The 26,724-nt window shown below is 71.4% G+C and carries 26 protein-coding genes; 3 read left to right on the forward strand and 23 right to left on the reverse strand.

Annotation, left to right across the window (positions count from 1 at the left end):
• The first annotated feature begins 28 nt into the window (after positions 1–28).
• Positions 29–292 carry a GlsB/YeaQ/YmgE family stress response membrane protein gene (locus tag OG485_RS05115; RefSeq protein ID WP_328664811.1) on the forward strand — a complete coding sequence of 88 codons (264 nt, stop codon included), beginning with the start codon at positions 29–31 and terminating at the stop codon, positions 290–292.
• A gap of 125 nt (positions 293–417) precedes the next feature.
• Positions 418–1,299, forward strand: a complete 882-nt coding sequence (locus OG485_RS05120; RefSeq protein WP_328664812.1) for a GNAT family N-acetyltransferase — start codon at positions 418–420, stop codon at positions 1,297–1,299.
• 177 nt (positions 1,300–1,476) lie between these two features.
• Here OG485_RS05120 and OG485_RS05125 read toward each other — a convergent pair whose 3' ends face one another.
• The 12 genes from OG485_RS05125 to OG485_RS05180 form a co-directional block, all read right to left on the reverse strand.
• Positions 1,477–2,253: a GNAT family N-acetyltransferase gene (locus OG485_RS05125; RefSeq protein WP_328664813.1), complete on the reverse strand. Its 777-nt coding sequence runs from the start codon at positions 2,251–2,253 to the stop codon at positions 1,477–1,479.
• A gap of 163 nt (positions 2,254–2,416) precedes the next feature.
• The gene (locus tag OG485_RS05130; protein ID WP_328664814.1) at positions 2,417–3,745 is read right to left on the reverse strand and encodes an MFS transporter; all 1,329 of its coding nucleotides are present in this window, start codon (positions 3,743–3,745) and stop codon (positions 2,417–2,419) included.
• Between the two features lie 301 nt (positions 3,746–4,046).
• Positions 4,047–4,997, reverse strand: coding sequence for a catechol 2,3-dioxygenase (locus tag OG485_RS05135; RefSeq protein ID WP_328664815.1), 951 nt, complete (start codon positions 4,995–4,997; stop codon positions 4,047–4,049).
• A gap of 9 nt (positions 4,998–5,006) precedes the next feature.
• Positions 5,007–6,095: a 4-oxalomesaconate tautomerase gene (locus OG485_RS05140; protein ID WP_328664816.1), complete on the reverse strand. Its 1,089-nt coding sequence runs from the start codon at positions 6,093–6,095 to the stop codon at positions 5,007–5,009.
• Complete coding sequence (locus tag OG485_RS05145) at positions 6,092–6,802, reverse strand: 4-carboxy-4-hydroxy-2-oxoadipate aldolase/oxaloacetate decarboxylase (protein WP_328664817.1); 711 nt, start codon at positions 6,800–6,802, stop codon at positions 6,092–6,094. Before OG485_RS05145 ends, OG485_RS05140 begins: the two co-directional genes overlap by 4 nt.
• Entirely contained in the window at positions 6,799–7,587 is a 789-nt protein-coding gene (locus OG485_RS05150; RefSeq protein ID WP_328664818.1) for a PIG-L deacetylase family protein, read from the reverse strand. Before OG485_RS05150 ends, OG485_RS05145 begins: the two co-directional genes overlap by 4 nt.
• A 75-nt stretch (positions 7,588–7,662) precedes the next feature.
• Positions 7,663–8,313 carry a GntR family transcriptional regulator gene (locus tag OG485_RS05155; RefSeq protein WP_328664819.1) on the reverse strand — a complete coding sequence of 217 codons (651 nt, stop codon included), beginning with the start codon at positions 8,311–8,313 and terminating at the stop codon, positions 7,663–7,665.
• A gap of 346 nt (positions 8,314–8,659) precedes the next feature.
• The gene (locus OG485_RS05160) at positions 8,660–9,733 is read right to left on the reverse strand and encodes an Ldh family oxidoreductase (protein WP_328664820.1); all 1,074 of its coding nucleotides are present in this window, start codon (positions 9,731–9,733) and stop codon (positions 8,660–8,662) included.
• 20 nt (positions 9,734–9,753) lie between these two features.
• Positions 9,754–11,502, reverse strand: coding sequence for a thiamine pyrophosphate-dependent enzyme (locus OG485_RS05165; protein WP_328664821.1), 1,749 nt, complete (start codon positions 11,500–11,502; stop codon positions 9,754–9,756).
• A gap of 13 nt (positions 11,503–11,515) precedes the next feature.
• Positions 11,516–12,376 (reverse strand): amidohydrolase family protein, encoded by an 861-nt coding sequence (locus OG485_RS05170; RefSeq protein WP_328664822.1) that lies wholly within the window; start codon positions 12,374–12,376, stop codon positions 11,516–11,518.
• Between the two features lie 131 nt (positions 12,377–12,507).
• Positions 12,508–13,719 carry an L-2-hydroxyglutarate oxidase gene (lhgO, locus tag OG485_RS05175; RefSeq protein ID WP_328664823.1) on the reverse strand — a complete coding sequence of 404 codons (1,212 nt, stop codon included), beginning with the start codon at positions 13,717–13,719 and terminating at the stop codon, positions 12,508–12,510.
• A 32-nt stretch (positions 13,720–13,751) separates the two neighbouring features.
• Positions 13,752–15,200: an aldehyde dehydrogenase family protein gene (locus tag OG485_RS05180; protein ID WP_328664824.1), complete on the reverse strand. Its 1,449-nt coding sequence runs from the start codon at positions 15,198–15,200 to the stop codon at positions 13,752–13,754.
• A gap of 208 nt (positions 15,201–15,408) precedes the next feature.
• On the opposite strand from OG485_RS05180, the gene OG485_RS05185 reads away from it, so the two are divergent.
• Positions 15,409–15,696, forward strand: a complete 288-nt coding sequence (locus tag OG485_RS05185) for a putative quinol monooxygenase (protein ID WP_328664825.1) — start codon at positions 15,409–15,411, stop codon at positions 15,694–15,696.
• A gap of 51 nt (positions 15,697–15,747) precedes the next feature.
• On the opposite strand, the gene OG485_RS05190 is transcribed toward OG485_RS05185, so the two are convergent.
• The 11 genes from OG485_RS05190 to OG485_RS05240 all read right to left on the reverse strand — a co-directional run bounded on the left by OG485_RS05190 (position 15,748) and on the right by OG485_RS05240 (position 26,715).
• The gene (locus OG485_RS05190; RefSeq protein ID WP_328664826.1) at positions 15,748–16,770 is read right to left on the reverse strand and encodes a methionine synthase II (cobalamin-independent)-like protein; all 1,023 of its coding nucleotides are present in this window, start codon (positions 16,768–16,770) and stop codon (positions 15,748–15,750) included.
• Between the two features lie 3 nt (positions 16,771–16,773).
• Positions 16,774–17,334 (reverse strand): GlcG/HbpS family heme-binding protein, encoded by a 561-nt coding sequence (locus tag OG485_RS05195; RefSeq protein ID WP_328664827.1) that lies wholly within the window; start codon positions 17,332–17,334, stop codon positions 16,774–16,776.
• On the reverse strand, positions 17,331–18,113 hold the full coding sequence (locus tag OG485_RS05200) for an alpha/beta fold hydrolase (RefSeq protein WP_328664828.1): 783 nt from the start codon (positions 18,111–18,113) through the stop codon (positions 17,331–17,333). Before OG485_RS05200 ends, OG485_RS05195 begins: the two co-directional genes overlap by 4 nt.
• 50 nt (positions 18,114–18,163) lie before the next feature.
• Positions 18,164–18,535 (reverse strand): VOC family protein, encoded by a 372-nt coding sequence (locus OG485_RS05205; protein WP_326789625.1) that lies wholly within the window; start codon positions 18,533–18,535, stop codon positions 18,164–18,166.
• Positions 18,532–19,329, reverse strand: a complete 798-nt coding sequence (locus tag OG485_RS05210) for a fumarylacetoacetate hydrolase family protein (protein ID WP_328664829.1) — start codon at positions 19,327–19,329, stop codon at positions 18,532–18,534. The genes OG485_RS05205 and OG485_RS05210 overlap by 4 nt, the downstream gene beginning before the upstream one ends.
• A gap of 5 nt (positions 19,330–19,334) precedes the next feature.
• Positions 19,335–20,783, reverse strand: a complete 1,449-nt coding sequence (locus OG485_RS05215; protein WP_328664830.1) for an NAD-dependent succinate-semialdehyde dehydrogenase — start codon at positions 20,781–20,783, stop codon at positions 19,335–19,337.
• Positions 20,784–20,863: 80 nt separating this feature from the next.
• Entirely contained in the window at positions 20,864–21,787 is a 924-nt protein-coding gene (locus OG485_RS05220) for a VOC family protein (RefSeq protein WP_328664831.1), read from the reverse strand.
• Between the two features lie 165 nt (positions 21,788–21,952).
• On the reverse strand, positions 21,953–22,864 hold the full coding sequence (locus OG485_RS05225; protein WP_328456003.1) for a LysR family transcriptional regulator: 912 nt from the start codon (positions 22,862–22,864) through the stop codon (positions 21,953–21,955).
• Between the two features lie 226 nt (positions 22,865–23,090).
• Positions 23,091–24,056, reverse strand: coding sequence for a sugar ABC transporter substrate-binding protein (locus OG485_RS05230; RefSeq protein WP_328664832.1), 966 nt, complete (start codon positions 24,054–24,056; stop codon positions 23,091–23,093).
• 110 nt (positions 24,057–24,166) lie between these two features.
• The gene (locus OG485_RS05235; RefSeq protein ID WP_328664833.1) at positions 24,167–25,180 is read right to left on the reverse strand and encodes an ABC transporter permease; all 1,014 of its coding nucleotides are present in this window, start codon (positions 25,178–25,180) and stop codon (positions 24,167–24,169) included.
• Positions 25,177–26,715, reverse strand: a complete 1,539-nt coding sequence (locus tag OG485_RS05240; RefSeq protein ID WP_328664834.1) for a sugar ABC transporter ATP-binding protein — start codon at positions 26,713–26,715, stop codon at positions 25,177–25,179. The genes OG485_RS05235 and OG485_RS05240 overlap by 4 nt, the downstream gene beginning before the upstream one ends.
• Positions 26,716–26,724 lie beyond the last annotated feature (9 nt).

The following is a 26,724-nucleotide window of genomic DNA, read 5'->3' on the forward strand; positions in this document are numbered from 1 at the left end:
AGCGGGGGACCGACCAGGAGGGGCGGAGATGGAGATCTCGGGCGTCATCAGTGCCGTCGTCATCGGCATCGTCATCGGTGTACTGGGCAGGCTCGCCGTGCCGGGACGCCAGCGCATCGGCATCCTGTGGACGATCGTGGTCGGCATCGTGGCCGCGTTCATCGGGTCGGGGATCGCCGCCGCGTTCGGCGTCGCCGACACCAAGGGCGTCGACTGGATCGAGTGGCTCATCCAGATAGGCCTCGCCGCGATCGGCGTCACGGCACTGGACCGGGCCAGGGGGCGTCACTGAGCGGCCGGCGCCGGGCCGGAACCGGCTGACGGGCGGCGCTCGCCGAATTGCGTTGCCGGGCGGGGGTGTGTGCGGCTACGTTCTGCGGGTTTCGCATCCCTGCGCCGCCACTTCACGGAGACACCTTGCCGCCACGCATCACGCCGTTGACCGATCCCGGCTCCTCCCCCTCGAACCGACGACTGGCCTGGCTGGCCTCGGACGCCGAAGGGGTCCCGGTGGGCTCGGCGTTCCTTCGGCTGCCCGGTGGGAAGGGGCGGGACCATCGCGCCGAACTGGAGATCGCGGTGCACCCGGCCGAGCGGCGCGACGGAGTGGGCGGTGCCCTTCTGGACGCCGCCCTGACCGCCGCGCGGGGCGACGGCCGCCGGTCGCTGGTCGCCCACGTCACGGCCGGCTCCCCCGGCGAGCCGTTTCTCACGGCCCATGGGTTCCGCCCGGTGCTGGCTCTGACGTTCGCCCGCCTCCCGCTGCCGGAACTCGACCTCGAAGCGGTGACCGCGATCGCCGAACGCCCGCATCCCGGCTACGCGTTGACGAGCTGGGACGGCGTCGTGCCGCCCGAACTGGCGCACACCTTCGCCGACTCCCGCCGGGCCATGGACGACATGCCGATGGAGGACAGCGACCACGGCATCGACGTCTGGGACGTCACGCGGGTCGTGGCCGTGGCCGAGGCCGTCCTCGAACGGGGCGACGCGCTGCACACGGTGGCCGTGGTGGACCGCTCGGACGGCTCCGTCGCCGGATTCTCGGAACTCGTCGTACCGGGCGGCGGGCGCGGCGACGCCCAGCACTACGGAACGGGCGTCCTGCCCGGGCATCGCGGCCACGGCCTCGGGCTGTGGATGAAGGCCGAGTCGATCCGCGCAGCGCGTCTGCGGTACCCGGAACTCGCCGGACTGCTGACCGACACGGCCGACAGCAACGCGCACATGATCGGCATCAACGACGCGCTCGGCTACCGGCCGACCCACCGGGAGCTGGAGTACCGGCTGGACCTCTGAGGGGCAGGGACAGCGGCGCGCTCCGGGGCGCCGGTCCCCCAGGTCCCGCGTCGGTCCCGGGGCCTCGGCCGGGGTTCCCGGCCGGGACTCGGCGCCCGACGACGGATTCCTGTGTCGGACGTCCGCCCTCAGTACGGCGACATCGCCCCCGGCCGCTCGCGTCGACGGCGGCAGGGGTCACCCTTCGTACACGTACGGCGTGGTCGTGGTGAGCGGCTGGAAGCCCAGCCGGGTGAGGATGGGGCGGCTCTGGCTGGAGGCGTCGACCTGGACGTAGCGGTAGCCGCGCTCGGCGGCGACACGGGCCCGGTGGGCGACGAGGGCGCGGTAGATGCCCCGGCCCCGCCAGGCCTCGACGGTCCCCCCGCCCCACAGCCCGGCGAACCGGGCCCCCGGCGGGAGTTCCATGCGGGCCGCGCTGACCGGGACGTCTCCGGCGAGCGCCACGACGGCGACGACCGTGTTCGGGTCGCCGGTGAGCTGGGCGAGCAGCTGGTGGCGCAGCAGGGTGCTGTCGCCGCCGAAGGCCTGCTCATGGACGTCGGCGACGAGGGCCACGCCCGCGCGGTCGGTGACCGGCAGCAGGCGTACGCCCTCGGGCGGTTCCCCGTCGAGGGCCAGATCGCTCAGCTCGGCGACCATCAGCGTCTCCTCGGGCTGGGCGGTGAAACCCGCGGCCCGCAGTCGCTGCCCCAGGTCCTCGGGCCGGTCGTGCCCGTACAGCTTCCACTCGAAGCCGCCCCCGAGCCCGGAGAAGAAGCGCACCTGTTCGGCGATGGCCGCGTCGGCGCCCGTCGCGTCGAGGTCGGACCAGACCACCCCGTTCCAGCCCTTGTCGGCGCCGACCTGGCGCACCACCTTGCCGACGCGCTCGACGCGGGCGCCCGGCGCGTCGGGCCGGGCGCCTTCCCGCATGTCCCGGTCGAACAACGCCAGTACCGCTACGTGATCCATGGGGTCACTTCAACATCCCGGGACGAACGGGGCAACGGGATAAGGCGGTGTCCTCCCTGTTCATCACTCGCCAGGCGTCACCGCGCGCACGCCCCGGGCATGAGGGCGTCCGGGAGGGCCCTTCCGCAGGGCCCGCCCGGACGCCGGCTCTGTGCCGCCCCGGTCAGCCGGTGGCGGCCAGCTCCTGCTGCGGGACGGAGCTCAGGGGCGTCGCCTGGACGCGGCGCAGACCGGTCAGGCTGACGAACACCAGGGAGAAGACGCCCGCGAGGGCGAAGGCGGTGAAGCCCGCGGTCGTCGAGCCGGTGGCGAGCAGCTGGCCGCCGAGCCAGGGGCCGAAGACGGCGCCGAAGCGTCCCATTCCGGAGGTCCAGCCGACCGCGGTGGCACGGTTGTCGTCCTCGGAGCGGTGCGCCACCGTGGCGTAGATCATCGCCTGGGCGCTGAAGAGGAACATGCCGGTCAGGAAGACGACCGTGTAGGTGAGGGGCAGCGCCATCTTGAAGCTGAGGGAGTAGATCCCGATGGCGGTGGCGCCGAACCAGATCGCGGAGATGCGCGAGCCGCCGAACTTGTCGGTGAGGCGTCCGCCGATCAGCATGCCGACGATGCCGCCGAGGTTGATGACGATGACGAAGCCGATCGAGGAGCCGAGGTCGTAGCCGTTGGCCTTCATCAGCGAGGGCAGCCACTGCGAGACGCCGTAGACGAGGAGGAGACCGCCGAAGGACGCGATCCAGAAGAGCAGGGTCTGCATCCACCGGCCCCCGCGGAACAGGGCGGTGACGGCGCTGAAGCGGTCGGCCACGGCCTGGCGCTCCTCGGCGCGTGCGGCCAGGTCGACCCCGTAGCGGTCGGCGAGCGCGCGGGCCTCGTCGGTGCGGCCCTTGGCCTGGAGGAAGGACATCGACTCGGGCAGGAAGGCGGCCGCCAGCGGAACTCCGATGAACAGCGGGATCACGCAGATCCAGAAGGAGACCCGCCAGTCGCCCGTCCCGAGCGCCACGAATCCGGCGACGATGCCGCCGGCCTGGTGGGCGGTCATCAGGGAACCCACGATGAGGGCGCGGCGGCCCTTCGGCGCGTACTCGGTGACCATGGTGATCGCGCTCGGCAGCAGACCGCCGAGGCCGAGGCCGGCCAGGAAGCGGCCGAGGCTGAAGACGCCCAGGCTCCCGGCGGCGGCGCAGACCGCGGAGGCCAGCGAGAACACGGCGGTCGACGCGATGATCGTCTTCTTGCGGCCGACCCAGTCGCTGACGGTGCCCGAGCACAGGGCGCCGATCAGCATGCCGAAGGTGGCGTAGGAGCCGACGTCGCCGGCCTTGCCGGGGTCGATGCCGAGCGCCTTCGTCTCCAGCATGTGCGGCAGCACGGAGCCGTAGATGAACATGTCGAGGCCGTCGAAGAGGACGACCAGCCAGCAGAGACCGACGACGATCGCGGCCAGTCTGCTGCCGCCGCGAGCGGGCAGGGCGAGGGAGGAGGACATCGTTGTTTCCTCTCGTCCAGGAGGTGGGGGCCCTGGAAGGGGATCGGGGACGCGGGTCGACGCGGCTCGTGCGGCTGACCCGATTGTGCGACAGACGCTAAGGAGTGAACTCCCGGAGTGTCAACGCTTTTGTCAACAATCTGCGAAACAATCAAGCCACCCCTCGCGACTCTGGCACGGGTGGCTGAGAGGCAGATGAAAGCACGCACGGGCGGCACACGGTCAGTGCCGCCCGCACGTAGGCAATGGCTGGAACGGTTCGCTCAGAAGTTCGGCGCCCGGCGCGAGGCCAACGGGGTGGTCAGCCGATGGGCGGTGTGCCGTGGGTGTGGAAGGACTCGATGGTCTTCAGGCCCCAGGCCTGGCCCTTCTTCCGCTCGTTCTCGGTCCAGGTGACCAGGGGCCAGTCGGGGGCCAGGACGAGTCGGGTGAGCGGGTTGCACAGCTCGATGCGGTTGCCGCCGGGTTCGTAGACGTACAGGAAGAACGTCTGCTGGATGGCGTGCTTGTGCGGGCCCGTCTCGATGAACACACCGGTGTCGATGGCGAGGTCGGCGGCGCGCAGGATGTCCTCACGGGTGTCCGTGGCGAACGCGATGTGGTGCAGGCGCCCGCTCGAACCCGTCCAGTCCTCCGTGTAGACGACGTCGTACGACTTGTTGCTGAAGGTCAGCCACTGGGCGGCGATCCGGCCGCTGTCGAGCTGGATCTGCTCGGTCGGCCGGGCCCCGAGCGCGTCACGGACGAAGTCCCCGTTGGCGGCGACGTCGGAGGCGAGGAAGTTCACGTGGTCCAGGCGTCGTACGCCGACCCCGTGGCCGGGCTTGGCCTGCGGCTGGTTCTTCAGACCGGGCTTGAGATGGTCGGGCGCCTGATACCACTCGCTCTCCCAGTACAGGGCGAGCTCGTGACCGTCGGGGTCGGTGGTGACGTAGACCGGGCCGAGCCCCGGCTCGTCGTTCACCCAGCGGCCCTCGCGGCCGGCGCTCTCGATCTCCTTGACCCGGCGCTGGAGGGCCTCCTCGCTGGAGGCGCGCAGGGCGGTGCGGCGGATGCCCGAGGTCGTGTGGGCGGTGAGGGTCAGGCTGTGGTGCTCGTAGTCGTCCCAGGTCCGCAGATAGACGGAGTCTCCGGAGCGGCCGTTCTCGGTCAGCCCGAGGTAGTCCGTGAAGAAGCGGACGCTGGCGTCCAGGTCGGGGGTGAGCAGTTCGACGTGCCCGAGGTGGGCGATGTCGCCGAGCGGCGGGGCCATGGGGCCTCCTTAAGGGTGATGTGCGGCTCCGGCCGGCCGGGGGAAGACCGTGCCGTCGAAGATCTTGCGTGCGGTGCGGACGACGGCGGTGCGCCGGGCCACGGGTGCGGCGTCCCCGGGGCCGTACTCGACACCTGCTTCGATGTCGAGGAATCCGGTGGGGTGTTCGATACGCAGCCGGTCGCCCCGTTCGGGCGGGCGCGCCACGCCGTGCCCGACGCCGCCCTCCACGCGCAGCCCGGCGGCGACGCTCGCGGCGCCGAGGACACCGATGGAGGTGTGGCAGCGCACCGGGATGAACGTGCGGGTCATGACGGCACCGCCGGCGCGGGGCGGAGCGAGCAGGGTCAGCTTCGGCACGGTGGCGTTCTCGACGTCCCCGAGACCCATCAGCTTGCCCGCCTCCAGGCGGATCTCGCGGAGCCGGTCGGCCAGCGCCGGATCCTCCTCCAGGTCCTTGGGGGCCTCGTACCCGGTGACGCCCAGCGAGGACGCGGCGATCAGCACGGTCGGCATGCCGTTGTCCACGCAGGTCACCGGGGTGTCGGCGACGATGTCCCGGGCATGGCCGGTGGGCAGCAGCGGGCTGCTCCCCCGCGGGAACTCGATCACCACCGGAGCAGCCGTCCCGGGCACCCCGGAGATCTCGGCGGAACCCGTGTAGACCACGCGCCCGCCCTCGGTGGGGAAGCTCGCGACCGCGAGGTCCCCGGAGTTGACCATGCGGATGCGTACCGATGTACGGCCCTCCCCCGGCTCGACCAGTCCGCGTTCGACGGCGAACGGGCCGACCCCGGCGAGGATGTTGCCGCAGTTCTGACGGTCCGACACTTCCGCTTTGTCGACGGCGACTTGGAGGAAGAGGTAGTCGACGTCGGCGGCGGGGTCCGCTGAGACCGAGACCACGGCGACCTTGCTTGTCAGCGGGTGGGCGCCGCCCAGGCCGTCGATCTGGCGCGGGTCGGGGCTGCCCATCACGCGCAGCAGCAGATCGTCGCGTCCGGCGGTGTCCCCGGGGAGGTCCCCGGCGAGGAAGTAGGCGCCCTTGGAGGTGCCGCCGCGCAGGAGCATGCAGCGCACCTCGTCGGGCCCGCTCATGGCGTGGCTCCGTCCCGCACGTAGTCGTCGTACGACGTGTAGGTCACGCCCAGGCGGACCAGCGTCTCGCGCAACCCGTAGCGGTCCAGGCCGAGTTCGCCGTCGAGGAAGGCGGCGCGGGCCAGCGCCTCCTTGCGCTCGCGGGCCTCGGACGCCTCGGCGACCCGGCGGGCACTCTCGCGGGGCACGCACACCACGCCGTCGTCGTCGGCGAGGATCACGTCGCCGGGCCGGACGATCTGGCCGCCGATGGCCACCGGCACGTTCACGGAGCCGCCGGTCGCCTTCACCGTGCCCTGCGGGCTGACAGCGGCGGACCAGGCGGCGAAGCCCATCTCCCTCAGTTCGGCGGTGTCCCGGATGCCGGCGTTGATGACCAGACCGCGCACGCCGCGCCGTTGGAGCGCCGTGGCGAAGAGTTCGCCGAACATGCCGTCGGTGGAGGGCGAGGTGGTGGTGACGACGAGGACGTCGCCCTCTCCGCACTGCTCAACCGCGGCGTGGATCATGAGGTTGTCGCCGGGCCAGGACAGGACGGTGACCGCGGTGCCGGCGACACGGGTGTCCTGCTGGACGGGGCGCAGACGTGTGCCGAGCAGGCCGGTGCGGCCCATGGCCTCGTGCACGGTCGCGGTGCCGTATCCGGCGATCGCCTCGACGTCCTTCGCGTCCGCCTTCGGCGGGCCGGTGACGATCACGCCGCTCATGCCAGCTCCTTCGCGATCTGCGGGTAGGGACGCATGAACGCCTCGGCCATGGTCTTGTGGGCCAGGCCCAGGTTGGGGCCGGCGTTGCGCTTGAGCTGGACACCTCGGCGTACGGCGAGGTCGGTGTAGTAGTCCCACAGGTGCTGCTGGGCGCCGAGGCACTCCATCGCCTTGCGCTTGGTCTCCCACACCTCGGTGATGTCGAGGAGGACCTCGGGCCTGAAGCCGCTCATCTCGGGCTGGTGGGGTTCGAAGTAGAAGACGGGCGGGGCGCCGATGATCTCGCCCTCGCCGGGATAGCCGATGGCCTGGGCGAGGACCCGGGCCTCCAGCGCCATGCGGTGGGCGGCGGGGTGGTCGCCGTTGTACGGGTCCTCGGCCGGGTGGGTGAGCACGACGTCCGGCTGGGTCTCGCGGTAGACCGTCACCAGGCGGTCGGTGAGCTCGGCGGTGACGGTCAGCGGGTAGTCGCCGGCGTCGAAGAAGCGGACCGCGGCGCCGAGCGTGGCGGCGGCCTTCTCGGCCTCCTCACGGCGTATCGCCTTGATCTCGTCGAGCTTCTTGCCCTCGCGCCAGGCCTTGGCGGACTCACCGCGCTCGCCGAAGGTCAGACACGCGATGGTGACCTTCTCCCCGCGGGACGCGGCCAGGGCGATGGCACCCCCTGCCCGCCACACGAAGTCTCCGGCGTGCGCGGTGACGACGAGCGTCGATCGTGACGGGCTCCCCCCGGGCTCGGGCGGGGCCGGGGGCTCGGGGGTGGCGGGCGCGTAGCCGTGCGTCATTGCTGGAATCTCCTTGGTGGACAGGTGGGCGCCCGCCTCGGCTGTCCGTCGCACCGCGCGTCGCCGCGCGGTGCGTCAGTCGCGCAGCGCTTCGATCACACTGCCGAGGTGAGCGCGGACGGCCGCTTCGGCCGCCTGCGGGTCCCTGGCCGCGATCGCCTCGATCATGGCCAGGTGTTCACTCAGGGACTGCTGCGCGCGACCGGGACGCAACGCCAACTGGAAGCGGTGGCGAACCAGTTGGGCGTTGAGCCGTTCCAGGAGTTCCACGGCCGTCCGCTGGCCGGAGAACTCCCTGATCCGGGCGTGTACTTCGTGGTTCAGCTCGGAGTAGGTCATGGGTTCACCGTCGCCGACCGCCTTGACCATGGCGGCGCCCAGATCGGCCAGCTCGGCGAGCTGGTCGTCGGTGGCCAGGACGGCCGCCTTGGCGGCGCAGAGACCTTCGAGGGCCATACGGCACTCGGTGATGGCGACCGCTTCCTCCACGGTCACCACCCGGACGCGTGATCCGCGGTTGCGGATCCGTTCGACCAGTCCCTCCGATTCCAGCTCGATCAACGCCGCCCGCGCGCTGGCCCGGGTGACACCGAACTGCTCGGCGAGTTCGTTCTCCACCAGCCGCTGGGCCGGTGCCATCTCTCCGCGCAGAATCGCCTGCCGCAGCTGCGCCAACGCGTGCTGCTTGGCCTGCTCGCCGGTGCCTGGACGGGCTTCCGTCTGCATTGCGCCCTCCCTGAGTGAGTGCCTGTCGAACGTAAATCTAGACCAACAAGATTGTCAACAATTTTGTTCGGCATGTTGCCGACCGTACGACGGCGGAACCCACGGGTCCGCCGCCGCTCCGGGAGACGCAGGACCTGTGCCGGAGCCGGGGCGGACCCGCGGCCGGCCGGAGGGGCGCTCATCTCGCGCGACGCGGCACCGGAGGCCCGGCACGTTCACGTACAGGCCCGGCGCGTTCACGGCACCGGCCGGGCCGGGCGCGGCAACGGAGCGGCCCGGTGCCGCGGCAGACGGACAGCGTCTGCCGCGGCACCGGGCCGCCGGGGGCTACGAGGACGTCCGGGAGCTACCCCTGGACCTCGGGCACGGAGATGCCGAACCCCGCCGCGCTCTCAGTCAGCTCGCGCCACACCTTGGCCGCCACGGGCACCCCCTCCCCCGCGCGCCGCGCCGCGACCGAGGCGCTGCGCTCCCCCGGGTAGAACACGCCCTGCGCTCCGTCCGCCGGAGTCAGCGCCTTGAGCGTGGCGAGCGTGGCGTCGACGGCCGCGGTGAACCCGTCGGCGTCGCCGAAGGCCGCCGGGTCGATGGCGACGATCAGCGCGTTCTGGCGGTGCTTGCGTCCTTCGGGATCGTCGGAGTGGAAGGCGGCGAAGATGGGAGCGCCGACGAGGACGCTGGTCAGCAGCTCGAAGGCGAGCGACATTCCGGACCCCTTGGCGCCGCCCAGCGGCAGCGGCATGACCGCCTTGTCCGGATCGGTGGTGGGGGTGCCGTCCCCGGTGGCGGCGGCGCCTTCGGGCAGCGGGGTGCCGCTCGCCCGGGCCTGCCGGATCTTGCCCAGGGCGATGGTGGCGGTGGCCATGTCGAGGAGCAGCGGGGCATGACTCCTCGCCGGTACGGCGACGGCGAGCGGGCTGGTCGCGACCGCCGCGCCCTTGACCCCGGTGTAGCCCATGTTGGGCATGCCGGCGACGAACGCGATACCGATCAGGCCCTGTTCGGCGATCTTCGAGACGTAGTAGCCGATGGCACCGGTGTGCACGGTGCGGCGCACCCCGACGGCCGCGATTCCACTCGTCCTGGCCCGGGTGACCGCCTCCTCGGCGGCGGCGGTGAGGGCCACCGGTCCTGGCGCGCGGTCGGCGTCGAGGACGGCGACGGCCGGGGTGCTCGACTCGACCGTGATCTCGGGACTGGCGTTGGCCACCCCCTTGGAGAGCAGCTCCAGGTAGGCGGGGACACGCGCGGTGCCGTGGGAGTCGACGCCGCGCAGCGCGGCCCAGACGAACACGTCGGCGGTGGTACGGGCGTGCTCGGGGCGAAGGCCGCCCTTCTCGAGGAGGGCCGCGGCGAATCCGCGGAGCTCCTCGGCGGGGACGAGCACCTTGCCCGGCTTGGGCGTTGGGGTGTCGGTCATGGTGGCGGGTGCCTCCTGGATCAGCGGGTGACGAGGACGTCGACGACAGCGGTGGTGCCCTCCGCCACGGCCTTGAGCGCGCGCTCCAGGGCGGGGGCGAGCGCGTCCGGCGCGTCGACGGTCTCGGTGTGCATGCCGAACGGCTCGGCGAACCGGGCGAGCCGGGGCAGCCGGCGCAGGTCGGTGCCGAGCCACTCGCCGGTCTCGGCCGCCGCGCCCTCGGGGTAGAACCGGCGATGGTTGAGGTTCATCGACTTGTAGACACGGTTGTTGAAGACCACGATCAGCAGCGGCAGTCCGTACGCGTTCGAGGCGTCGTACGACGGGATGACCGGGTTGTACGCGAAGGCGCCGTCGCCGATCGTGAGGACCACGGGCCGTTCCCGCGCGGCGAGTTTGACGCCGAGCGCGACCGCGATGCCCTGGCCGAGTCCGCCCTGGACGTAGAAGTACGTGTCGGGCTCGGAGGTCTGCAGATGGCGTTTGACGACACGGCTGTGCGTGATCGTCTCGTCGACGACGATCGCGTCCTGTCCGTCCAGGAGTCCGCGCAGGGTGGCGGCGACGTGCACGGGGTCGACGCCCTCTGCCTGTAAGGCGTTTGCCTGGGTCGCCTTCGTCTCGGCGGCCGCGATGGCGGCCCGTTCGTCCGCGTGCCGCTCCTCATGCTCCACGCGGCGCGCGGTGAGGGCGGCCGTGGCCTCGAGGTCCGGCGGCCGTGTGTGCGCCCGCTTGGCGAGCTGGCGCAGGGTGTTGGCGACGTTCCCTTCCAAGTAGTGGTCGGCGAAGAGGACTTGGTAGGCGACGTGGGGGCGCTGCGGCACCTCGTCGATGACCACGATCCGCGCCTTGGACGGGCGGCGCGACGGCGGATAGAAGGGGGCGCGGCAGTTGACGAGGAGGATGAGATCGGCCTCGTCCATCCAGGGGCCGATGTCCGAGCCCGCGTGCAGCGGGTGGGTGCGCGGGAAGTTGCCGCACACCGCCGAGTCGGGTTCGACGACCGGGAGGTTCCAGGCCTCGGCGAAGGCGACCAGGGCCTCGAAGCCGCCCGCCTCGCGGCCCGCCGTCTCGGTGACGATCACCGGGACGGCCGCTTCGCGGATCAACTCGGCCACGAGGTCGGCCTCTTCGGGGGAACTGTGGGTCGAACCCGGTGGGACGACGGGCTTGGCCTCGCGGCCGTCCCACTCCTCCAGCAGGATCTCCAGCGGGATGTCGAGGTAGACCGGTCCGGCCGGAGCCCGCCAGGCCAGCTCGGCGGCCCGCGTGACCATGGAGGGCAGGGTGTGCACTCCGGCGGCCTCGTTGGACCACTTGGTGAACGGTCTTGCGATGCCGTGCGGTCCGCCCACGACGGACAGGTTGCGGTACCACTGACCGCCGGGGTCCTGTCCGGGTCCGTCGCCGTAGGTGGTCGACTCCGAGGAGGCGACCACCATGGGGACGCCGGCCAGCAGGGCTCCGTGGACCGCCATGGAGCCCTGGAGCAGGCCGGGGGCCGCGTGCAGGAGCACGGCCTGCGGGCGGCGGGCGAGCAGGCCGTAGCCGGTGGCCATCCCGACCGCCACGGTCTCGTGGGTGAGGTCCAGGTATTCCGGTGCGGGCTCGCCGTCGCGGTGGCGCCGGGCCAGGGATTCCCAGACCGGGGCCCATTCCGACCCCGACGAGCAGAAGACGTAGTCGGCGCCGACGGCGTTGAAGGCCGATACGAGCGCTTCACCGCCGTCCCTGCCGCCGGCACCCGGTGTGTTCTCGGTGTCCGTCATCTCCGGTGTGTCCTCAGCCTTCGATCGGCCAGTCGAGGACCTCGGAGATGCCGCGGCCCAGGATCCACTCCAGTTCCTCGGGCGTGAAGTCCCAGTGCTGGGTGAACTGTTCGATGGTGTCGGTGTAGGTGATGCCGTGGCCCAGCAGGCGGGTGATGTCGGTGCCGTAGAAGCACCGCTGGGGGCCCAGCCTGTCGACCATCTCGCGCACGTACTTCTCGATGTTCTTGTTCGGGAAGGGCTGCGTCGAGTAGCCGGGGAGCGCCGAGACCTTGACGTAGATGTTCGGGTGCACGGCCAGGTCGGCGGTCTCCTGGACCCAGTAGCCGATCGCGTCGTCCACGCAGCGGGCCATGATGCCCATGTGGTCGATGATGATCTTCAGGCCGGGGTGCTTGGCGGCGATCTCGCCGAGCTCGCGCTTCCAGATCGGGGCGTGGACCATGGTGGGGATGCCGAGTTCCTCGGCGATCGGCCAGTACCAGTCGTTGGTGCCGTCGATCATCCAGTTGCGGTCCTGCGGACGGTGGAAGGTGAGCCGGGTCCCCTTGATGTGCGGGTTGTGGGCGAAGTCCTTCAGCATCGCGGTGCCCTCGACGGCGTCGTCCTGCGGGACGCGGGCCATGATGCCGAAGCGGTCCGGGTGGGCCTCGCAGGCCTCGAGGGCGTAGTCGATGCGGTTGCCCTCCCACGACGGGGGCAGGATCAGCGCCCGGTTGACGCCCGCCTCGTCCATCAGCTCGAGGGCCTCCTCGTAGGAGAACGGGTCCTCGCGGTGTCCGTTGAGGCGGATGCGCTCCCGTGCGCCGGGGACCCAGGGGCGGTCCGGGGTCTCTTCCTTCCAGATGTGGATCTGGGTGTCGACAACGAACATGTCATCTGCCGTTTCTCTGCGGAGGGGTGCCGGGGTGGTGCGGAGGGAACGCTAGGTCGGCGAAAGGCCTTTGCCGAGCGCTGGGGGCGCAAGCAGTTCTTGCGCGGAAGTGCCCTGCGCACGGGGCATGTTCAGGTTGCGCGGGTGTCACCGAGGACGGTGTCGGCGATGTGTTCCGCGATCGCCATCGAGGAGGTCGCGGCGGGTGAGGGGGCGTTGCGTACGGCGGTGACGCCACCGGCCCGGTGGATGACGAAGTCGTCCACCAGCGAGCCGTCCCTGCCGAGCGCCTGGGCCCGTACGCCGGCCCCGCCGCGCACCACGTCGGCGGCGTGGATGGCGGGGACGTACGCCCTGGCGGCCTTCATGTAGGCGTCCACCGACAGTGAGCCGCGTATCTCCTTGACGCCGGTGCGCCAGTGTTCCCTGGCCAGACGCCACATGCCGGGGAAGCGGGCGATGCGGGCGAGTTCGCGGACGTCGATGTCGGAGCGGCGGTATCCCTCGCGGGCGAGGGCGAGGACCGCGTTGGGTCCCACCTCCACGTCGCCGTTCACGCGGCGGGTGAAGTGCACGCCGAGGAAGGGGTAACGCGGGTCGGGCACGGGGTAGATGAGGCCGCGGACCAGGTGCGCCCTGCTCGGTGTGACGGTCATGTACTCGCCGCGGAAGGGGACGATGCGCGGCTCGTCGCCGTCGTCGGCCAGCCGGGCGACCCGGTCGCTCTGGAGTCCCGCGCAGAGCACCAGGCGGCCGGCGCGCAGGGTTTCGCCACCGGAGGCGACCTCGACGCCCCCGCCGGTGAGCCGGGTGACGCGGGTCACCGGGAAGCCGAGCCGCACCTCGCCGCCGGAGTCCACGACGTCCCGGGCGAACGACCGGGCGACGGCGGTGTAGTCGGTGATGGCGGTACGCGGTGAGTGCAGGGCCGCCCGGCCCACGGCGTACGGCTCGATCTCGTGGATCTCGTCCGCGTGGACCCGGCGCAGGCCCGGCACCCTGTTCTCCAGGGACGTGGCGTACAGGGCCTCCAGCCGCGGCACTTCGTCGTCCGTGACGGCGACGACGAGCTTGCCGCACTCGTCGTAGGGCAGCCGCCGTTCCTGGCAGTACGCGCGGATCATCGCCATGCCCCGGGTGCACAGGCGGGCCTTGAGGCTGCCCGGCCGGTAGTAGATACCGGCGTGCACCACGCCCGAGTTGTGACCGGTCTGGTGGACGGCGACCTCCTGCTCCTTGTCCAGGACCACGACCCGCGTACCGGGCCGGCGCAGGGCGATCTCCCGTGCCGTGGCCAGACCCACGATCCCGGCGCCGACGACGGCGATCGTCTCGTCAGCCATCCGCTCTCCTCCTCTCACCGCTCACGGCCCCGTCAGGCACCGAAGTGGATGGCGACGGTCTTGACCCGGGTGTAGAAGCGCAGCCCTTCCTCGCCCTGCTCCTTGAACGGCGAGCCGGAGTCGCGGAAACCCCCGAACGGGTGGTGGACGTCCCAGCCCGAGGTGGTGGTGTTCACCGCGACCTGGCCGCACTCCACCTCGTCCGCGAACCGGTGGGCGGCGCCCAGGTCCTGGGTGAACACGGCGGCGGCGAGGCCGAAGACCGAGTCGTTGACCGCCTCGACCGCCTCGTCGAAGGAGTCCACCGCGCACAGCGCGACGACCGGTCCGAACACCTCCTCGCGCCAGATGTCGAGGTCCGGGGACACGTCCGCGAGCACGGTCGGGTTGACGTAACAGCCGTGGCTCAAGGCCTCGTCCGTGGGCCGGTCGCCGCCGGCGAGGACCGTCGCGCCCTGCTTGACGGCGCGCTCGATGTCGGAGAGGACGCCGTCCCGCTGCCGGGCGCTGACCAGCGGCCCCATCGTGGTGCCGGCGGCGAGTCCCGGTCCGACGCGCAGGGCGGCGGCCTCGGCGAGCAGCAGCGCGGTGAACTCCTCGTACACGGGCCGCTCGACGACGACCCTGCTGGTGGCCGTGCAGCGCTGGCCCGCCTGCGCGAAGCCGGCGGCGGCCACGGCCTTGGCGGCGGCCCCCAGGTCGGCGTCGGCGAGGACCACGGTGGCGTTCTTGCCGCCCAGCTCGCCCTGGAAGCGAGCGTTCGTGTGGGCGAGCGCGGCCCGCAGGCCCTCGCCGACCTCGTTGCTGCCGGTGAAGGTGACCGCGGCGAGGCGCGGATCGCCGAGCAGTGCCTCGGAGATCTCCGCGCCACGTCCGGTGACCACGCCCAGGACACCGGCGGGCAGCCCCGCGTCGTGCAGGGCGCGGGCCAGGTGCAGTGCGGCCTGCGGGGTGTCGGTGGCCGGCTTGAGGATCGCCGCGTTGCCCGCGGCGAGGCACGGGGCCAGCTTGCGGGCCGGGGTGATCAGCGGGTCGTTCCAGGGGGTGATCGCGAGGACGACACCGACCGGCTCGCGCTGGTGGTGCGTGCGGGTGTCCGGGCGTACGTCGTGCACGAGCGTGCCGTAGCCCTGGCGGGCGAGACCCGCGTAGTACTCCAGGAAGTCGGCGGCCTTGAGGGTCTCTCCGGTCGCCTCGACGCGGGTCTTGCCCATCTCGGTGCTGAGGTCCTCGGCGATCTCCGCGACGCGCTCGCGCAGCAGCCGGGCCGCGTCCGTCATGATCCGGGCGCGCTCGAACGGGCTGGTGCGCTTCCAGACGGCGAAGCCCCGCTCGGCGTGGTCGTAGGCGTCGGTGACATCGGCCGCCCTCAGCGCGGGAACGCGGGCCACGGGGGCGCGCAGGTCGGCGGGGTCGTGGACGTCGATCCACGCGCCGGTCGCCACCCACTCCCCACCGAGGAGGGTTTCCAGGGTTCGCATCAAGATCACTTCTCTCGTCCGCCGCGGTGCGGGGCCGCGGTCAACCGGGTGGGACGGCCGCAGGGGCCGCAACGACAACACACGAGCGGGGGCCGGGTCGGCCAGTCCCGCGGCGGCAGACATTGCTTGCGCGCCGCGCGGGTCGCTCATCAGGGGATTCGTGCTGGAATCGGCGGGCCCGACGACCCCGCTCCCACGGAGGACACCCATGGCTCTCGCCGTCGTCGCCCACTACCGCTGCGCGCCCGCCGACGCGGACACCGTGCGCGCGGCGCTTCTGAAGATGCGCGAACTCACCCCCGGCGAGCCGGCGAACCTCGCCTACGAGGTGCACGCCGAGGTGGACCGGCCGGGGTCGTTCGTGCTCTACGAGCGGTACACGGACCGCGCGGGTTTCGAGGCGCACCGGGCGGCGGACCACTTCACGGAGTTCATCGTGGGCGTCGTCCTGCCGCTGCTCACGGAACGCGCGGTGACGTTCGCCGAGGTGCTGTGAACCGCCGGCCGGGAGGCCGCTCGTGGCTCCCGGCCGGCATCGGTCACCGGGTCAGAACTCGTTGCCCCAGCAGTAGCGGGCGAGCGTCTCCACGAGGACCAGTTTGCGGCGCTGGTCCTCGGCGCCGAGGAGCGGTCGCGTCGCGACGTCGGCGAAGCCGCGGGACGGCGAGAGCGCCATGTCCTCGATGTCCTTGATCTCGGCGCCGGCGTCGATGCGGGCCAGCACCGTGTCGATCTCCTCCGGTTCGGGGGTGGTCGCGTCCACGACCCCGAGGCACGCGTCCCGGTCCTCCGGCAGTGCCCTGAGCAGGTCGAGTTCGGCGGCCGTCCCCCGGTCGTACGGGAGGATCCAGCGGTCGGCCGGAATCTCGCCGTACAGCCGCTCGGCCCTGGCCCGGTCCACCGCGTCCGGTGCCCGCCAGCCGGGGCAGACGCCGATCCGCACGCCCTCGGGGCGCTCGTCCAGGCGCACCGCGAGTGCCTCCACGGCGAGCGTGTCCTCGAAGGCCAGCGCGCCGGCGGTGGCCGGATCGGCCGCGATGTGGCCAAGCAGCAGGGGGTTGTTGAGCTGGATCAGCCGGACGCCGCGGGAGACGAGCAGTCCGATCTCCGTGTGGATGATCTCCGCCAGGGCTTCGCCGAGTTCGCGGGCCGAGGCCGGACCGCCGGTACCCGCGAGAGCGGGGTCGAAGGTGGTGGCGGCGAGGTAGGCCGGGGACGGCAGGGACACCTTGGGCGCGATGACCGTCAGCTCGGCCAGCCGGGCCGCCCGGTCGGCCAGGAGGGGGCCGTCGGCCTTGGGCAGGGACTCGGCCACCCAGCGGGACAGTCCGTCGGGTCCGGTGTCGCCGGTACGGCGGAAGCCGGAGACGGCGCCGAGGACGGCACCGCGGAAGTCCTCGCGCGGGAAGTCGCCGTCCGTGACGACGGTGGAACGCACCCTGCGCTGGAGGGCCACCGCCTCCTTGACGGCGTCGTCCAGTGCCCCGGGGTCGTCGCCCCGTTCCCTGAGGCCGGCCGGGCGGACCAGGCTGCCGTGGTGGTCGATGCGGTAGTTGAACGTGTCCGCCATGGCTCAGGCACCCTTCTCGGTGTTCTCGGCGTTCCGTGCCTTCTGGGGGCTGTCCGCGCTCCGTGCCTGCTCGGCGTGCTCGGCGCTCCGTGTCTTCCCGTGGTCGCCGGCCGCTGCGCCCGCGACACCCCAGGCCGCGAACTCCAGTTCGTAGCCGAGGGATTCGAGGACCTCGTCGGCGACCCGCTGGTCCTCGTCCGCGGTGCCGCCCGCGATGCCGAGTCCGCCGATGATCTCGCCGTCCTTCTTGATGGTGACGCTGCCCTCGGTGGCCATGATGGGCAGGGCGGCGCCCGGGAGCTGGGAGAGCTGCGCGAAGAAGACCGGCTGGCTCTCCTGCCACTTCTTCAGCATCTTTCCGGGGCGCTGCATCACGGCCGCGGTGTACGCCTTGGCGCGGGCGATGTCCGGGGTGAGGGGGCGGGCGCCGTCGCAGCGGCGGACACTGACGACGAAGCCGCCCGCGTCCACCACGGCGACGCTGACCGCCTTCCCGAGCGCCTGGGCCCGCTTCAGCGCGGCGGCGACGATCTCATCGGCGGCGTCGAGGGTGAGGCTGTTCATGCGGGTTCCTTCTGTCCGAGGGTGCGGCGCAGGCGCGCGACGGCCCGGTTGTACGGGCCGGGTGTCTCCCAGTACATGGAGTGCGGGGCCTCCGGGACGATCTCCAGCCGGGAGCCCGGGAGCAGTTCGTGGGCGCGGGTCACGGTCTTCACGCTGAGCACCGCGTCCTTCTCGCCGAGCAGGAAGGCGATCTCGACGCCCGACGCCTCGATGTCCCGCAGCGAGGGGCCGTCCGTGTCGAGGTTGCGCAGGTCGGCCATCCTGGCGACGTTGAAGGTGCCCATCTGCTGGAAGAGGAAGGTGCGGTCGGCGTGCTCCCGCTGGAAGCGCCGGGTGAGCAGCCGGTCGATGACGGGCAGCTTGACGGCCTCGGCGCGGTCGGCCGCGGCCAGTTCGCGCAGTTCGGGGTGGCTGATGCCGCCGAGGGAGTGGCCGAGGACGACGGCTCCGACCCGGTCGGGGCGCAGCAGGCCGGCGCGCAGGGCGGCCACCGAGCCGATGGACTGGCCCACCAGCATCACATCGGTGAGGTCCTCGGCGTCCAGGACGGCGAGGACGTCGCCGGGGAAGTCCTGGCCGTCGAACTCCGGCATGGCGGAGTCGGACTTGCCGAAGCCGCGCAGGTCCATGGTGACGACGGTGAACTCGTCGCGCAGCGCGGCCACTTGCTGCCACCAGGCGGCGTGGTTGCCGCCGCTGCCGTGCACGAAGAGGATCACCGGACCGCTGCCGTGACGCTCGTAGTAGAGGGAGGTGCCGTCGGAGTCGGCGAAAGGCATGGAGGGAACTCCTGGAGGTACGGGGGGAGGGGAATCCTGGCCGCGCGCGCTCAGTCGGTGCGCCTGCCGTGGAAGACCAGCTCGATCATGGTGTGGTCGGGGTCGTGGATGTAGCAGAACTTGGACTGGTTCTCGGGGCGTTCGATCGGGCGGGTGTGCCGGATGCCCAGTTCCTTCAGATGGGCGAGGAACTCGTCCCAGTCGTCGACCTCGACGGCGAAGTGGTAGGGCGCCATGCGCTCCATCTCCTCGACCGGGGTGAAGTGGAGGTCGAAGTTGCCGCGGGTCATCAGGACGACCCGGGTGTTGGACTTGGGCATGATCCGCTTCATCCCGAAGACCTTCGTGTACCACTCGGCGGTACGGTCGGGGTCGGTGGTGGGGAAGTTGACGTGATGGATGTAGCGCGGGGCCTTGCTCATACGGAATTCCCTTCTGGATGTACGGGGTTGGAGAGCACGCCGATACCGCTGATCTCGATGTCGATGGTGTCCCCGGGCTCGATCCGGCAGGTCGACTCGGCGCCCATCCACAGCACGTCGCCGGGGCGCATGGTGATGTGCCGGGTGATCTCGACGATGTAGTCGTACGGGTCGAAGACCATGTCGCCGGTCGGGAACACCGCCCGTTCCTCGCCGTTGACCCGGAGGGTGGTCGTCTGCGCGAGGGCGTCGACGTCCGTCTCGATCCAGGGACCCATCGGCTTGAACGTGTCGCTGTTCTTGCTGCGCCAGAACGTGCGGTCCCGGTGCTGCCAGTCACGGGCGCTGACGTCGTTGCCGATCGTCCAGCCGAAGACCGAGGCGCGGGCCTCCTCGTACGTGGCGTGCCGCAGCGTACGGCCGATGACGGCGACGAGTTCGGGTTCGGCCTCGAACCGGCCGGACACGTCCGCCGGTTTGACGATGGGCGATCCGTGGCCGGTCAGCGCGCTGTTGGCCCGGTAGCCCACTTCGGGGCGTGCGGGGACCTCGGCTCCGCAATGCGCGATGTGGCGTGGGTAGTTCAGGCCCACGGCGTAGAACACGGGCGGGACGACGACCGGCAGCCAGACGGCCTCGGCCCGGGGCACGGTGCCGATGACGGTGAGGCCGGGATCGTCGCAACCGTGCCGGTCCATGGCCTTCAGGGGGGACCCGGACAGCAGCTCGATGTCCTCCTCCCCCACGCGGCCCCACACCGCCCGTCCGCCAGCCGACACACGGGTGTACCTCATGGTGTTCAGCCCGCCAGGAGGTGGGAGACGCGCTTGGTGACCAGATAGGCCTCCAGCGCCTCGGGCCCGCCCTCCCTGCCGTAACCGCTCTCCTTGACGCCGCCCGAGGGCGCCTCGGGGACCGAGCCGCCGCAGTGGTTGACCGAGAGGATGCCCGCCTCCAGTTCGCGCACCAGGTGCTCGGCGGTGGCCGCCGACTCGGTGAAGGCGTACGCGGCGAGACCGTAGGGCAGTTCGTTGGCGGTGCGCAGCGCCGCGTCGAGGTCGCTGAACGCGGTGATGGGCGCGAGCGGCCCGAACGGTTCCTCGCGCATCAGGTCCGCGTCCGGGGTCACGTCGGTGAGGACGGTCGGCGCGAAGAAGTAGCCCGCCCGGTCGAGCCGTTCGCCGCCGGTACGCACGGTGGCGCCACGGCGTACGGCGTCGGCGGTCAGCCGCTCCATCGCCCGCAGCCGGCGTTCGTTGGCGAGGGGGCCCATGGTCGTGCCCTCGGCCAGGCCGTCGCCGACGACGACCGCCTCGGCCGCCTTCACGAACTCGGCGGTGAAGTCGCCGACGAGGCTCTCGTGGACGAGGAACCGGCTCGGCGAGGTGCAGACCTGGCCGGCGTTGGCGAACTTGGCCTGGGCGGCGCGGCGGGCGGCGCGGGCGGGGTCGGCGTCCGCGCACACGATCACGGGGGCGTGGCCGCCGAGCTCCATCAGGGACGGCTTCATGGCCTCGCCCGCGGCGGCGGCCAGCAGCTTGCCGACGGGGACCGAGCCGGTGAAGGCGACGAGACGGATGACGGGTGAGGCGATCAGGTGGGCCGACACCTCGGCCGGTTCGCCGAAGACGAGGTTGAGGACACCTGCCGGCAGGCCCGCGTCCACGAAGCAGCCGACGAGTGCGGCGGCCGTGGCCGGGGTCTCCTCGGACGCCTTGATGACGATGGAGCAGCCCGCGGCGAGGGCCGAGGAGATCTTGCGCATCGGTCCGCCCGCCGGGAAGTTCCAGGGGACGAACGCGGCGACGGGGCCGATCGGTTCACGGCGTACGGACAGCAGGGTGCCCGGGGCTGAGGGGATGATGCGGCCGTAGGCGCGGCGGGCGTCGTCGGCGTGCCAGCGCAGGGTGTCCGCGACGCGGCGGGCCTCCCCGGTGGCCTCGGCCAGCGGCTTGCCCTGTTCGAGGGTCATGATCCGGCCGACCTCGCCAGCCCGCTCGGTGAGCAGGTCGGCGGCGGTGTGCAGGATCGCGGTGCGCCGGGCGACGGGGGTGTCGCGCCAGGTCCTGAATCCCCGCGCGACGGCGTCTAGGGCGCGGTCCAGGTCGTCGGTGGTGGCGAGGGGGACTTCTCCGATCACCTCTTCGGTGGCCGGGTTGAGGATCGGGGCGGTGCGTCCGGTGCCGCCTGGGCACCATTGCCCCGCTATGTGCAGGCGGACGGCGGGATAGCCGTGGTCGGTGGTCATGGGTGGGAGCCCTCTCAGGCCGGCGGACGAGACGGTGGGAGCCCACGGCTCGGCGGCCGGGGCGGGGGGCGGAACGCGGGTCAGGTGGCGGGGGCGGCTTCCTGCTGGTCGCGGTTGGTGCGCAGGGCCCAGATGTGGTGTGGCGGGGTGTCGGTGTGGACGCGCGTCTCGTAGGAGTCGTCGACGCGGTCCATGTCGGCGGCGTACTCGACGCGCCCGCCGCAGGGTGCGTGCACGAAGCGGAAGACGTTGGAGCCGACCGTGTGGCGGCCGAGTCTGCGGGCCTCGCGCCAGCCCCGGTCGATCATGTGGTTGCCGCCCTCGACGACGTCGTCGAAGCCGGGGACCTCGTAGGCGATGTGGTTGACGCCTGCCTTGTCGGGGCGGTGGCAGAGCAGCATGGTGTGCTGGTCGTCGTCCCCCGGTGCCCGCATGAAGACGCCCATGGGCTCGACGACGTCGGTCGGCCGGAAGCCGAGGCGGTCCACGTAGAAGGCGACGGCCTCCTCGCGGCCCTCCTTGGGGATGTTGAGCGCGACATGGCACATGCGGAGCGGGTGTACGCGGGTGATCGGCTCCAGCGCGGTGTTCCAGCGGGTGACGCTGCCCAGCGCGTTGGCGGGCCGGGGTGTGACGTCGGCGGGCCGGGGCCGGGCGAGGGTCAGACCGGCCCCGAAGCCGGTCTCGTCCACGGTGTGGAACACGCCTGCGGCGTCCTGCCGGACCGGCCGGTCGCGGCCGGCCGCGGTGACCAGGCGCTCCAGCTCCTGCGCGGTGTCGACACCCCAGACCACCTCCCGCAGGGTGGGGCCGTCCTCCACCGGGGGCGGGAGCGGTGCGCCCGGTGCGGTGTCGAGGTGGAGGGTCTGGCCGGTGCGGGTCTCGAACACGGCGTGTTCGTCGGTCCGTTCCAGGAGGAAGAGCCCGAAGTCGTCGAAGAACCGGACGCATTCGCCGAGGTCGTCGATGCTGTAGGTGACCGATTCGATTCTCTGGATTCCCATGGGTTCCTCGTTTCGCGGGTCGCCTGGTGAGCGTAGGTTTCGGGCGGCAGCGGGTTCAACGGTCACGGCTCGACCGAATGCGCAATCGTTTCTTGCGGCCGGAGAACGCCGTGCGGACAGTTCCGTGCGGGCGGCTCGGTACGGACAGTTCCGTGCGGATGCCTTCTAGGAACGGATCACCGGAATGGGATTCTGGGAGAACCAGGTGGTGAGGAAATCCAGGAATACGCTGACCTTGCGCGGAGTTCCCTGTCCGGGGCCGTAGATCGCGTACAAGGGACGGTCGGGGACGGCGAGTTCGGGCAGCAGGACCTGAAGAGCGCCCGAGATGAGGTCGTCGTACGCCGGCCGCTGGGGCAGCAGGGCGATACCGCGCCCGTGTACGGCGGCCTTCTGCAGGGCGATGTAGGAGTTCGACGAGAAGGCGACGTTGCGGATCTTGTGCAGGGTGGAGGCGTGGCCGTGGCCGATACGCCAGACCGGGTCGTTGACGTGCACGAGGCACTCGTGGGCGGCGATCTCGTTGGGCTCGGTGAGCGGGCCGCCGCGTTCGAGGTACTTCTCGGAGGCGCACAGGACGAACGGCAGTGAGGCGATCTTCTTGAGCCGGACGCTGGAGTCCCTCAGGTCCCGGGTGTGGAAGGCCACGTCGAATCCGCTGTCGAGGAAGTCGTAGGTCCGGTCGGACATGCCTCCCAGTTCGAAGCGGACCTGGATCTTCGGGTGGGAGGCGGAGAACGCCGCGATGGCGTCACCGAGATCCAGACTCCCGATCCACTTGGGGCAGATGATGCTGAGCGTGCCCTCGGCACGGTCGTGCAGCTGGGCTATCCCCGCGTCCTCGGCCTCGATCTCCTCCAGGATGCGCGCGGCGAAGTCGGCGTAGCGCTGGCCGGGTTCGGTGAGGCTGACGGAACGGGCCGTGCGGTTGACCAGCCTGACGCCCACCTGCCGTTCCAGTTCGGCGACATGGCGCGACACCAGTGAGCCGGAGGAGCCCAGCTTCTTGGCGGCGCCGTTGAAGCTGCCGACCTGCGCGACGGTGACGAAGCTGTGCATGAGGAGCAAGCGGTCCATGTTTCCTCCGGAGGCCCACTACGGCCAGGGGTGGGCCCCGGCGGCGGTGCCGGTCGTTCGGGTGTGCGGGCGGTACTTCCTTCCCCGGAGCAGGCCTCGCTGCGGTGCGGGCCTGGGCCGCGCCGGTCCGGAATGCCCTGACGGGCGGCTCCGTGAGGACATTCCAGGGACGACGGGACGGGCGGCTCGGGACGCGCTGAGGAAGGCGCCGCTCACCGTGCGGGCGCTACGACGTGGGGCAGTACTGCGGGGCCTTGGTCAGGTTGTCCTTGGTGACCAAGAGAAGTGGAATGTTGGCAATCTTGTCAACCTTTTCTTTGCCCAGCAGACCGATGGCGCTCTTCACCGCCGTCTGGCCGATGACCATGGCCGAGTTGGCCACGGTGGCGGAGAAACGGCCGTCCTTCACGGCGGCCAGCCCCTCGTCGGTGCCGTTGACGGTCACGATCCGGACGTCCTTGGCGCCGGCCGCGTCGAACGCCTTGCGGACGGCGAAGCCCATCTCCTCGTTGGCGACGAAGGCGTAGTCCAGGTCGGGGTGCGCCTGGATCATGTTCTCGGCGACCTCCTGGGCCTTGACCGGGTTGAACATGCCGGGCTGGTTCGCGACGACCTTCGCGGTGGACGGCAGCTCGTTGGTGAACCCGCCGACCAGAAGGTCAGAGGCGGCACCGGGCGCACCCGCGATCACACCGACCTTCACGTTCTTGCCGGCGGCGTCCCTGACGACCCAGTCGGCGTCCAGGGCGCCCACCTTCTGGAGGTCGACGACGGCCGCGCCCAGGATGCCGTTCGCGTCGTTGGGGGCGACCGAGGTCAGGTAGATCGGGATTCCGGAAGCCTTGGCCTTGGCTATGTCGCCGTCGAGCGAGTCGACATTGACGGTCTGCACGATCAGCGCACTGACATTGCGGGAGATCATGTCCTCGATGTTGGACAGTTCGGTTCCCGCGTTCTGGTGGGAATTGGCCGTGTACACCTTGGCCCCTTCCGACTTCGCCGTCCCCTCGACGGCTTTCTGCAGACACGTGTGGAACGCGGTGTCGGCGCCATTGACGAACCCGATGGTGACGGAACCGGAACTCGCCCCGGCCGAACCGGTGTTGTCGTTCTTCGCGCAGCCGCTCAGCACCAGGGTGGTGCCGGCGGCCGCGGCGATCAGTGCGCGGCGGGAACGGACGGAAAGTCTCATGGTCGTACGCCTTTCATGACGGGCGAGGGCAGGGGGGAGCGCATGCGGAAAACGGGGAGAGGGAAATCGCCCGCGGAAAACGGGGAGATGGATATGCGGTCGGGGCGGCGTCAGTTCCGCGCGGACCGGGACTTGTGGAACTCGTTGGCGACGGCCGCGACGAGCAGCACCCCGCCGACGGAGACCGGCTGGTAGTTGCTGGAGACCTGAAGGAGGTTCAGCGCGTTGGCCACGACGCCGAGGAGCACGACGCCCAGCGCGGTACCGGTCACCGTGCCGTGGCCGCCGGCCAGCGAGGTACCGCCGATGACCACCGCGGCCACGGCGGTGAGCTGAAGGGAGAGACCGCCCGTGCCGGGGCTGCTGGAGCCGAGCCGGGACAGCAGCATCAGGCCGGCCAGACCGGACAGGGCGCCTGTGAGGGCGTACAGCGTGAGCTTGCGCGCGGTGACGTCGATACCGCTGAGCCGGGCCACGTGCTCGTTGCCGCCGATGGCGTAGGCGTCGCGGCCGAACACGGTGAACCGCATGACCAGGGCGGTCGCGACGAGCACCAGGACGGCCAGGATCAGCAGATAGGGGATGCCGAGGATCTTGTCGTTGCCCAGCGAGAACATCCTGGTGCCGATGGAGACGCTGACGCTGTCGAGCACCAGCAGCGCGACGCCGTCGAGCAGGGTGGCCGTGGCCAGGGTGACGACGAACGGGGCGACGTTCGTGAACGTCACCACCAGCCCGTTCACCAGGCCGATCACCGTGGCGAGAACGATCGTGGCGGCCACGGTGAAGACGGTGGAGTGACCGTGCGACAAGAGCTGCGCCCCGAGTGCGGTCGTGACGGAGACGTTGCTGCCCATGGAGAAGTCCATGCCGCCCGCGGTCATGAGCAGGGTCAGACCGGCGGCGATCACGGCGGTGACACTCACCTGCCGCAGGATGTTGATCACGTTCGTGTCGGTGGCGAACGCGTCGGTCCGCAGCACGGTGGCCACCACCACGACGACCAGAACGGCGGTCAGACCGGTGTGCGGGGCGCGGCGCAGAGCACCGAGCCGGTTTCCCGGCCGCCTCCGGCCGTGCGGGTCGGCGGTCCCCGGGGCATCGGGAAGTGTCTTGACGCTCACTGGGGTTGACCTCCGAGTGCGGTGGCGACGAGTTGGTCGCGGGTGATGGCGGTGATGTCGTGCTCGGCGACCGTGCGGCCCGCGCTGACGACGATCACCCGGTCGGCGAGCCGCATGACCTCCTCGGCGGACGAGGACGCGAGCAGCACGGCCGCGCCGCGGGAGGCGAGGTCGTCGATCAGGGCGTGGATGTCGGCCATGGCGGCGATGTCCACGCCGTTCGTGGGGTCTTCGAGGAAGCAGGCGACCGGCTCGGTCTGGAGCCACTTGGCGAGCAGCACCTTCTGCTGGTTGCCGCCGGACAGGGCACTCACGGGCGGGTTGCCCGCGAGGGAGACGACTCCGTAGCTGCGCCGCAACGGGCGGGCGCGGCGGGCGAGTTCGCCGCGGCGGTGCAGTCGCCTGCGGGCGAAGCGGTCGCCGGCGAGCATCAGGTTCTCGTCCAGGGACATGCCCGGGACCAGTCCGAGCGCCCGCCGGTCGCCCGTGACGCAGCGCAGACCGCCGGCGAGCGAGGCGTGCACCCGGCCGAACGGCACCGGGGCGCCGTCGACGAGGAGTTCCCCGGTGTCGGGGCGGCGCCGGCCGGAGAGCAGGTCGAAGAGGCGGGACTGTGCGTCGCCGGCCGGTCCGAGCACCGCGACGATCTCGCCCCTGCGCACCTCGACGTCCAGGCCCCGGACGGCCCGGCCGTCGCGGAGAGCGCGCACCGCGAGGCCGATCTCGTCCTTGGGGGCGGGTCGTTCGGCGCGCCGCGAGACGACGTCCCGGCCGACCATGGCGCGCACCAGCGAGTCCGGGTCCAGTTCGGTGGCCGGTGCGCTGCGCACGACGGCTCCGTCGCGGAGCACGGTGAGGCGGTCCGCGACGGCCATCACCTCGTCGATGTAGTGCGAGATGTAGACGACGGCGACACCCTCGTCGCGCAGGGTGCGCACCAACTCCCTTATCTGCTGGGCGGCTTGCGCGCTCAGACAGGCGGTCGGTTCGTCGAGGACCAGGATCCGGCCGCCGCGGCGTACCTCGCGGGCCACCTCCACCATGGTCTGTTCGGCGACGGTCAGCGAACCGGCGGTCCGCTCCACGTCGATGTCGATGCCGAGCCCCGAAAGGGCTTGCGCCGCCTCGGACTTGAGGGTCCTCCAGTGCACGGCGCCGCGCCGGGTGGGCAGATCGCCCAGCATCACGTTCTCCGCGACGGTCAGGCCCATCGCCAGTTCGCGGCGCTGGGGGACCGAGGCGATGCCGAGCCGTCGCGCCCTGCGTACGGTCAGTCCGTGCTGGGCGTGGCCGTCGACCTCGACGGTGCCGGAGTCCGCCTGGTGCACCCCGGAGAGGATCTGCACCAGCGTCGACTTCCCGGCGCCGTTCATGCCCATCAGCGCGTGGACCTCGCCGGGGTACACGTCGAGGTCCACGTCCGTGAGCGCCGCCGCCCCGCCGAAGCTCTTGGTGACTCCGCGGACGCGGAGCACGGGTCCGCGGGCGGTCCCGGCGTCACCGGCGGACGTCGTCGTCGGATTCCCTGGGGTCACGGCGGCGCC

The sequence above is a fragment of the Streptomyces sp. NBC_00328 genome (assembly GCF_036139655.1).
GTDB lineage: Bacteria > Actinomycetota > Actinomycetes > Streptomycetales > Streptomycetaceae > Streptomyces.

Excerpts from the sequence above, each read along its gene's own strand:
- OG485_RS05230 (WP_328664832.1), bottom strand. The coding sequence starts at position 24,056 with ATGAGACTTTCCGTCCGTTCCCGCCGCGCACTGATCGCCGCGGCCGCC.
- OG485_RS05180 (WP_328664824.1), bottom strand. The coding sequence starts at position 15,200 with ATGCGAACCCTGGAAACCCTCCTCGGTGGGGAGTGGGTGGCGACCGGC.
- OG485_RS05195 (WP_328664827.1), bottom strand. The coding sequence starts at position 17,334 with ATGAACAGCCTCACCCTCGACGCCGCCGATGAGATCGTCGCCGCCGCG.
- OG485_RS05150 (WP_328664818.1), bottom strand. The coding sequence starts at position 7,587 with ATGACGCACGGCTACGCGCCCGCCACCCCCGAGCCCCCGGCCCCGCCC.
- OG485_RS05160 (WP_328664820.1), bottom strand. The coding sequence starts at position 9,733 with ATGACCGACACCCCAACGCCCAAGCCGGGCAAGGTGCTCGTCCCCGCC.
- OG485_RS05135 (WP_328664815.1), bottom strand. The coding sequence starts at position 4,997 with ATGGCCCCGCCGCTCGGCGACATCGCCCACCTCGGGCACGTCGAACTG.
- OG485_RS05215 (WP_328664830.1), bottom strand. The coding sequence starts at position 20,783 with ATGACCACCGACCACGGCTATCCCGCCGTCCGCCTGCACATAGCGGGG.
- lhgO (WP_328664823.1), bottom strand. The coding sequence starts at position 13,719 with ATGGCTGACGAGACGATCGCCGTCGTCGGCGCCGGGATCGTGGGTCTG.
- OG485_RS05190 (WP_328664826.1), bottom strand. The coding sequence starts at position 16,770 with ATGGCGGACACGTTCAACTACCGCATCGACCACCACGGCAGCCTGGTC.
- OG485_RS05220 (WP_328664831.1), bottom strand. The coding sequence starts at position 21,787 with ATGGGAATCCAGAGAATCGAATCGGTCACCTACAGCATCGACGACCTC.
- OG485_RS05140 (WP_328664816.1), bottom strand. The coding sequence starts at position 6,095 with ATGAGCGGGCCCGACGAGGTGCGCTGCATGCTCCTGCGCGGCGGCACC.
- OG485_RS05210 (WP_328664829.1), bottom strand. The coding sequence starts at position 19,329 with ATGAGGTACACCCGTGTGTCGGCTGGCGGACGGGCGGTGTGGGGCCGC.
- OG485_RS05115 (WP_328664811.1), top strand. The coding sequence starts at position 29 with ATGGAGATCTCGGGCGTCATCAGTGCCGTCGTCATCGGCATCGTCATC.
- OG485_RS05125 (WP_328664813.1), bottom strand. The coding sequence starts at position 2,253 with ATGGATCACGTAGCGGTACTGGCGTTGTTCGACCGGGACATGCGGGAA.
- OG485_RS05200 (WP_328664828.1), bottom strand. The coding sequence starts at position 18,113 with ATGCCTTTCGCCGACTCCGACGGCACCTCCCTCTACTACGAGCGTCAC.
- OG485_RS05185 (WP_328664825.1), top strand. The coding sequence starts at position 15,409 with ATGGCTCTCGCCGTCGTCGCCCACTACCGCTGCGCGCCCGCCGACGCG.
- OG485_RS05145 (WP_328664817.1), bottom strand. The coding sequence starts at position 6,802 with ATGAGCGGCGTGATCGTCACCGGCCCGCCGAAGGCGGACGCGAAGGAC.
- OG485_RS05205 (WP_326789625.1), bottom strand. The coding sequence starts at position 18,535 with ATGAGCAAGGCCCCGCGCTACATCCATCACGTCAACTTCCCCACCACC.
- OG485_RS05155 (WP_328664819.1), bottom strand. The coding sequence starts at position 8,313 with ATGCAGACGGAAGCCCGTCCAGGCACCGGCGAGCAGGCCAAGCAGCAC.
- OG485_RS05225 (WP_328456003.1), bottom strand. The coding sequence starts at position 22,864 with ATGGACCGCTTGCTCCTCATGCACAGCTTCGTCACCGTCGCGCAGGTC.
- OG485_RS05130 (WP_328664814.1), bottom strand. The coding sequence starts at position 3,745 with ATGTCCTCCTCCCTCGCCCTGCCCGCTCGCGGCGGCAGCAGACTGGCC.
- OG485_RS05170 (WP_328664822.1), bottom strand. The coding sequence starts at position 12,376 with ATGTTCGTTGTCGACACCCAGATCCACATCTGGAAGGAAGAGACCCCG.
- OG485_RS05165 (WP_328664821.1), bottom strand. The coding sequence starts at position 11,502 with ATGACGGACACCGAGAACACACCGGGTGCCGGCGGCAGGGACGGCGGT.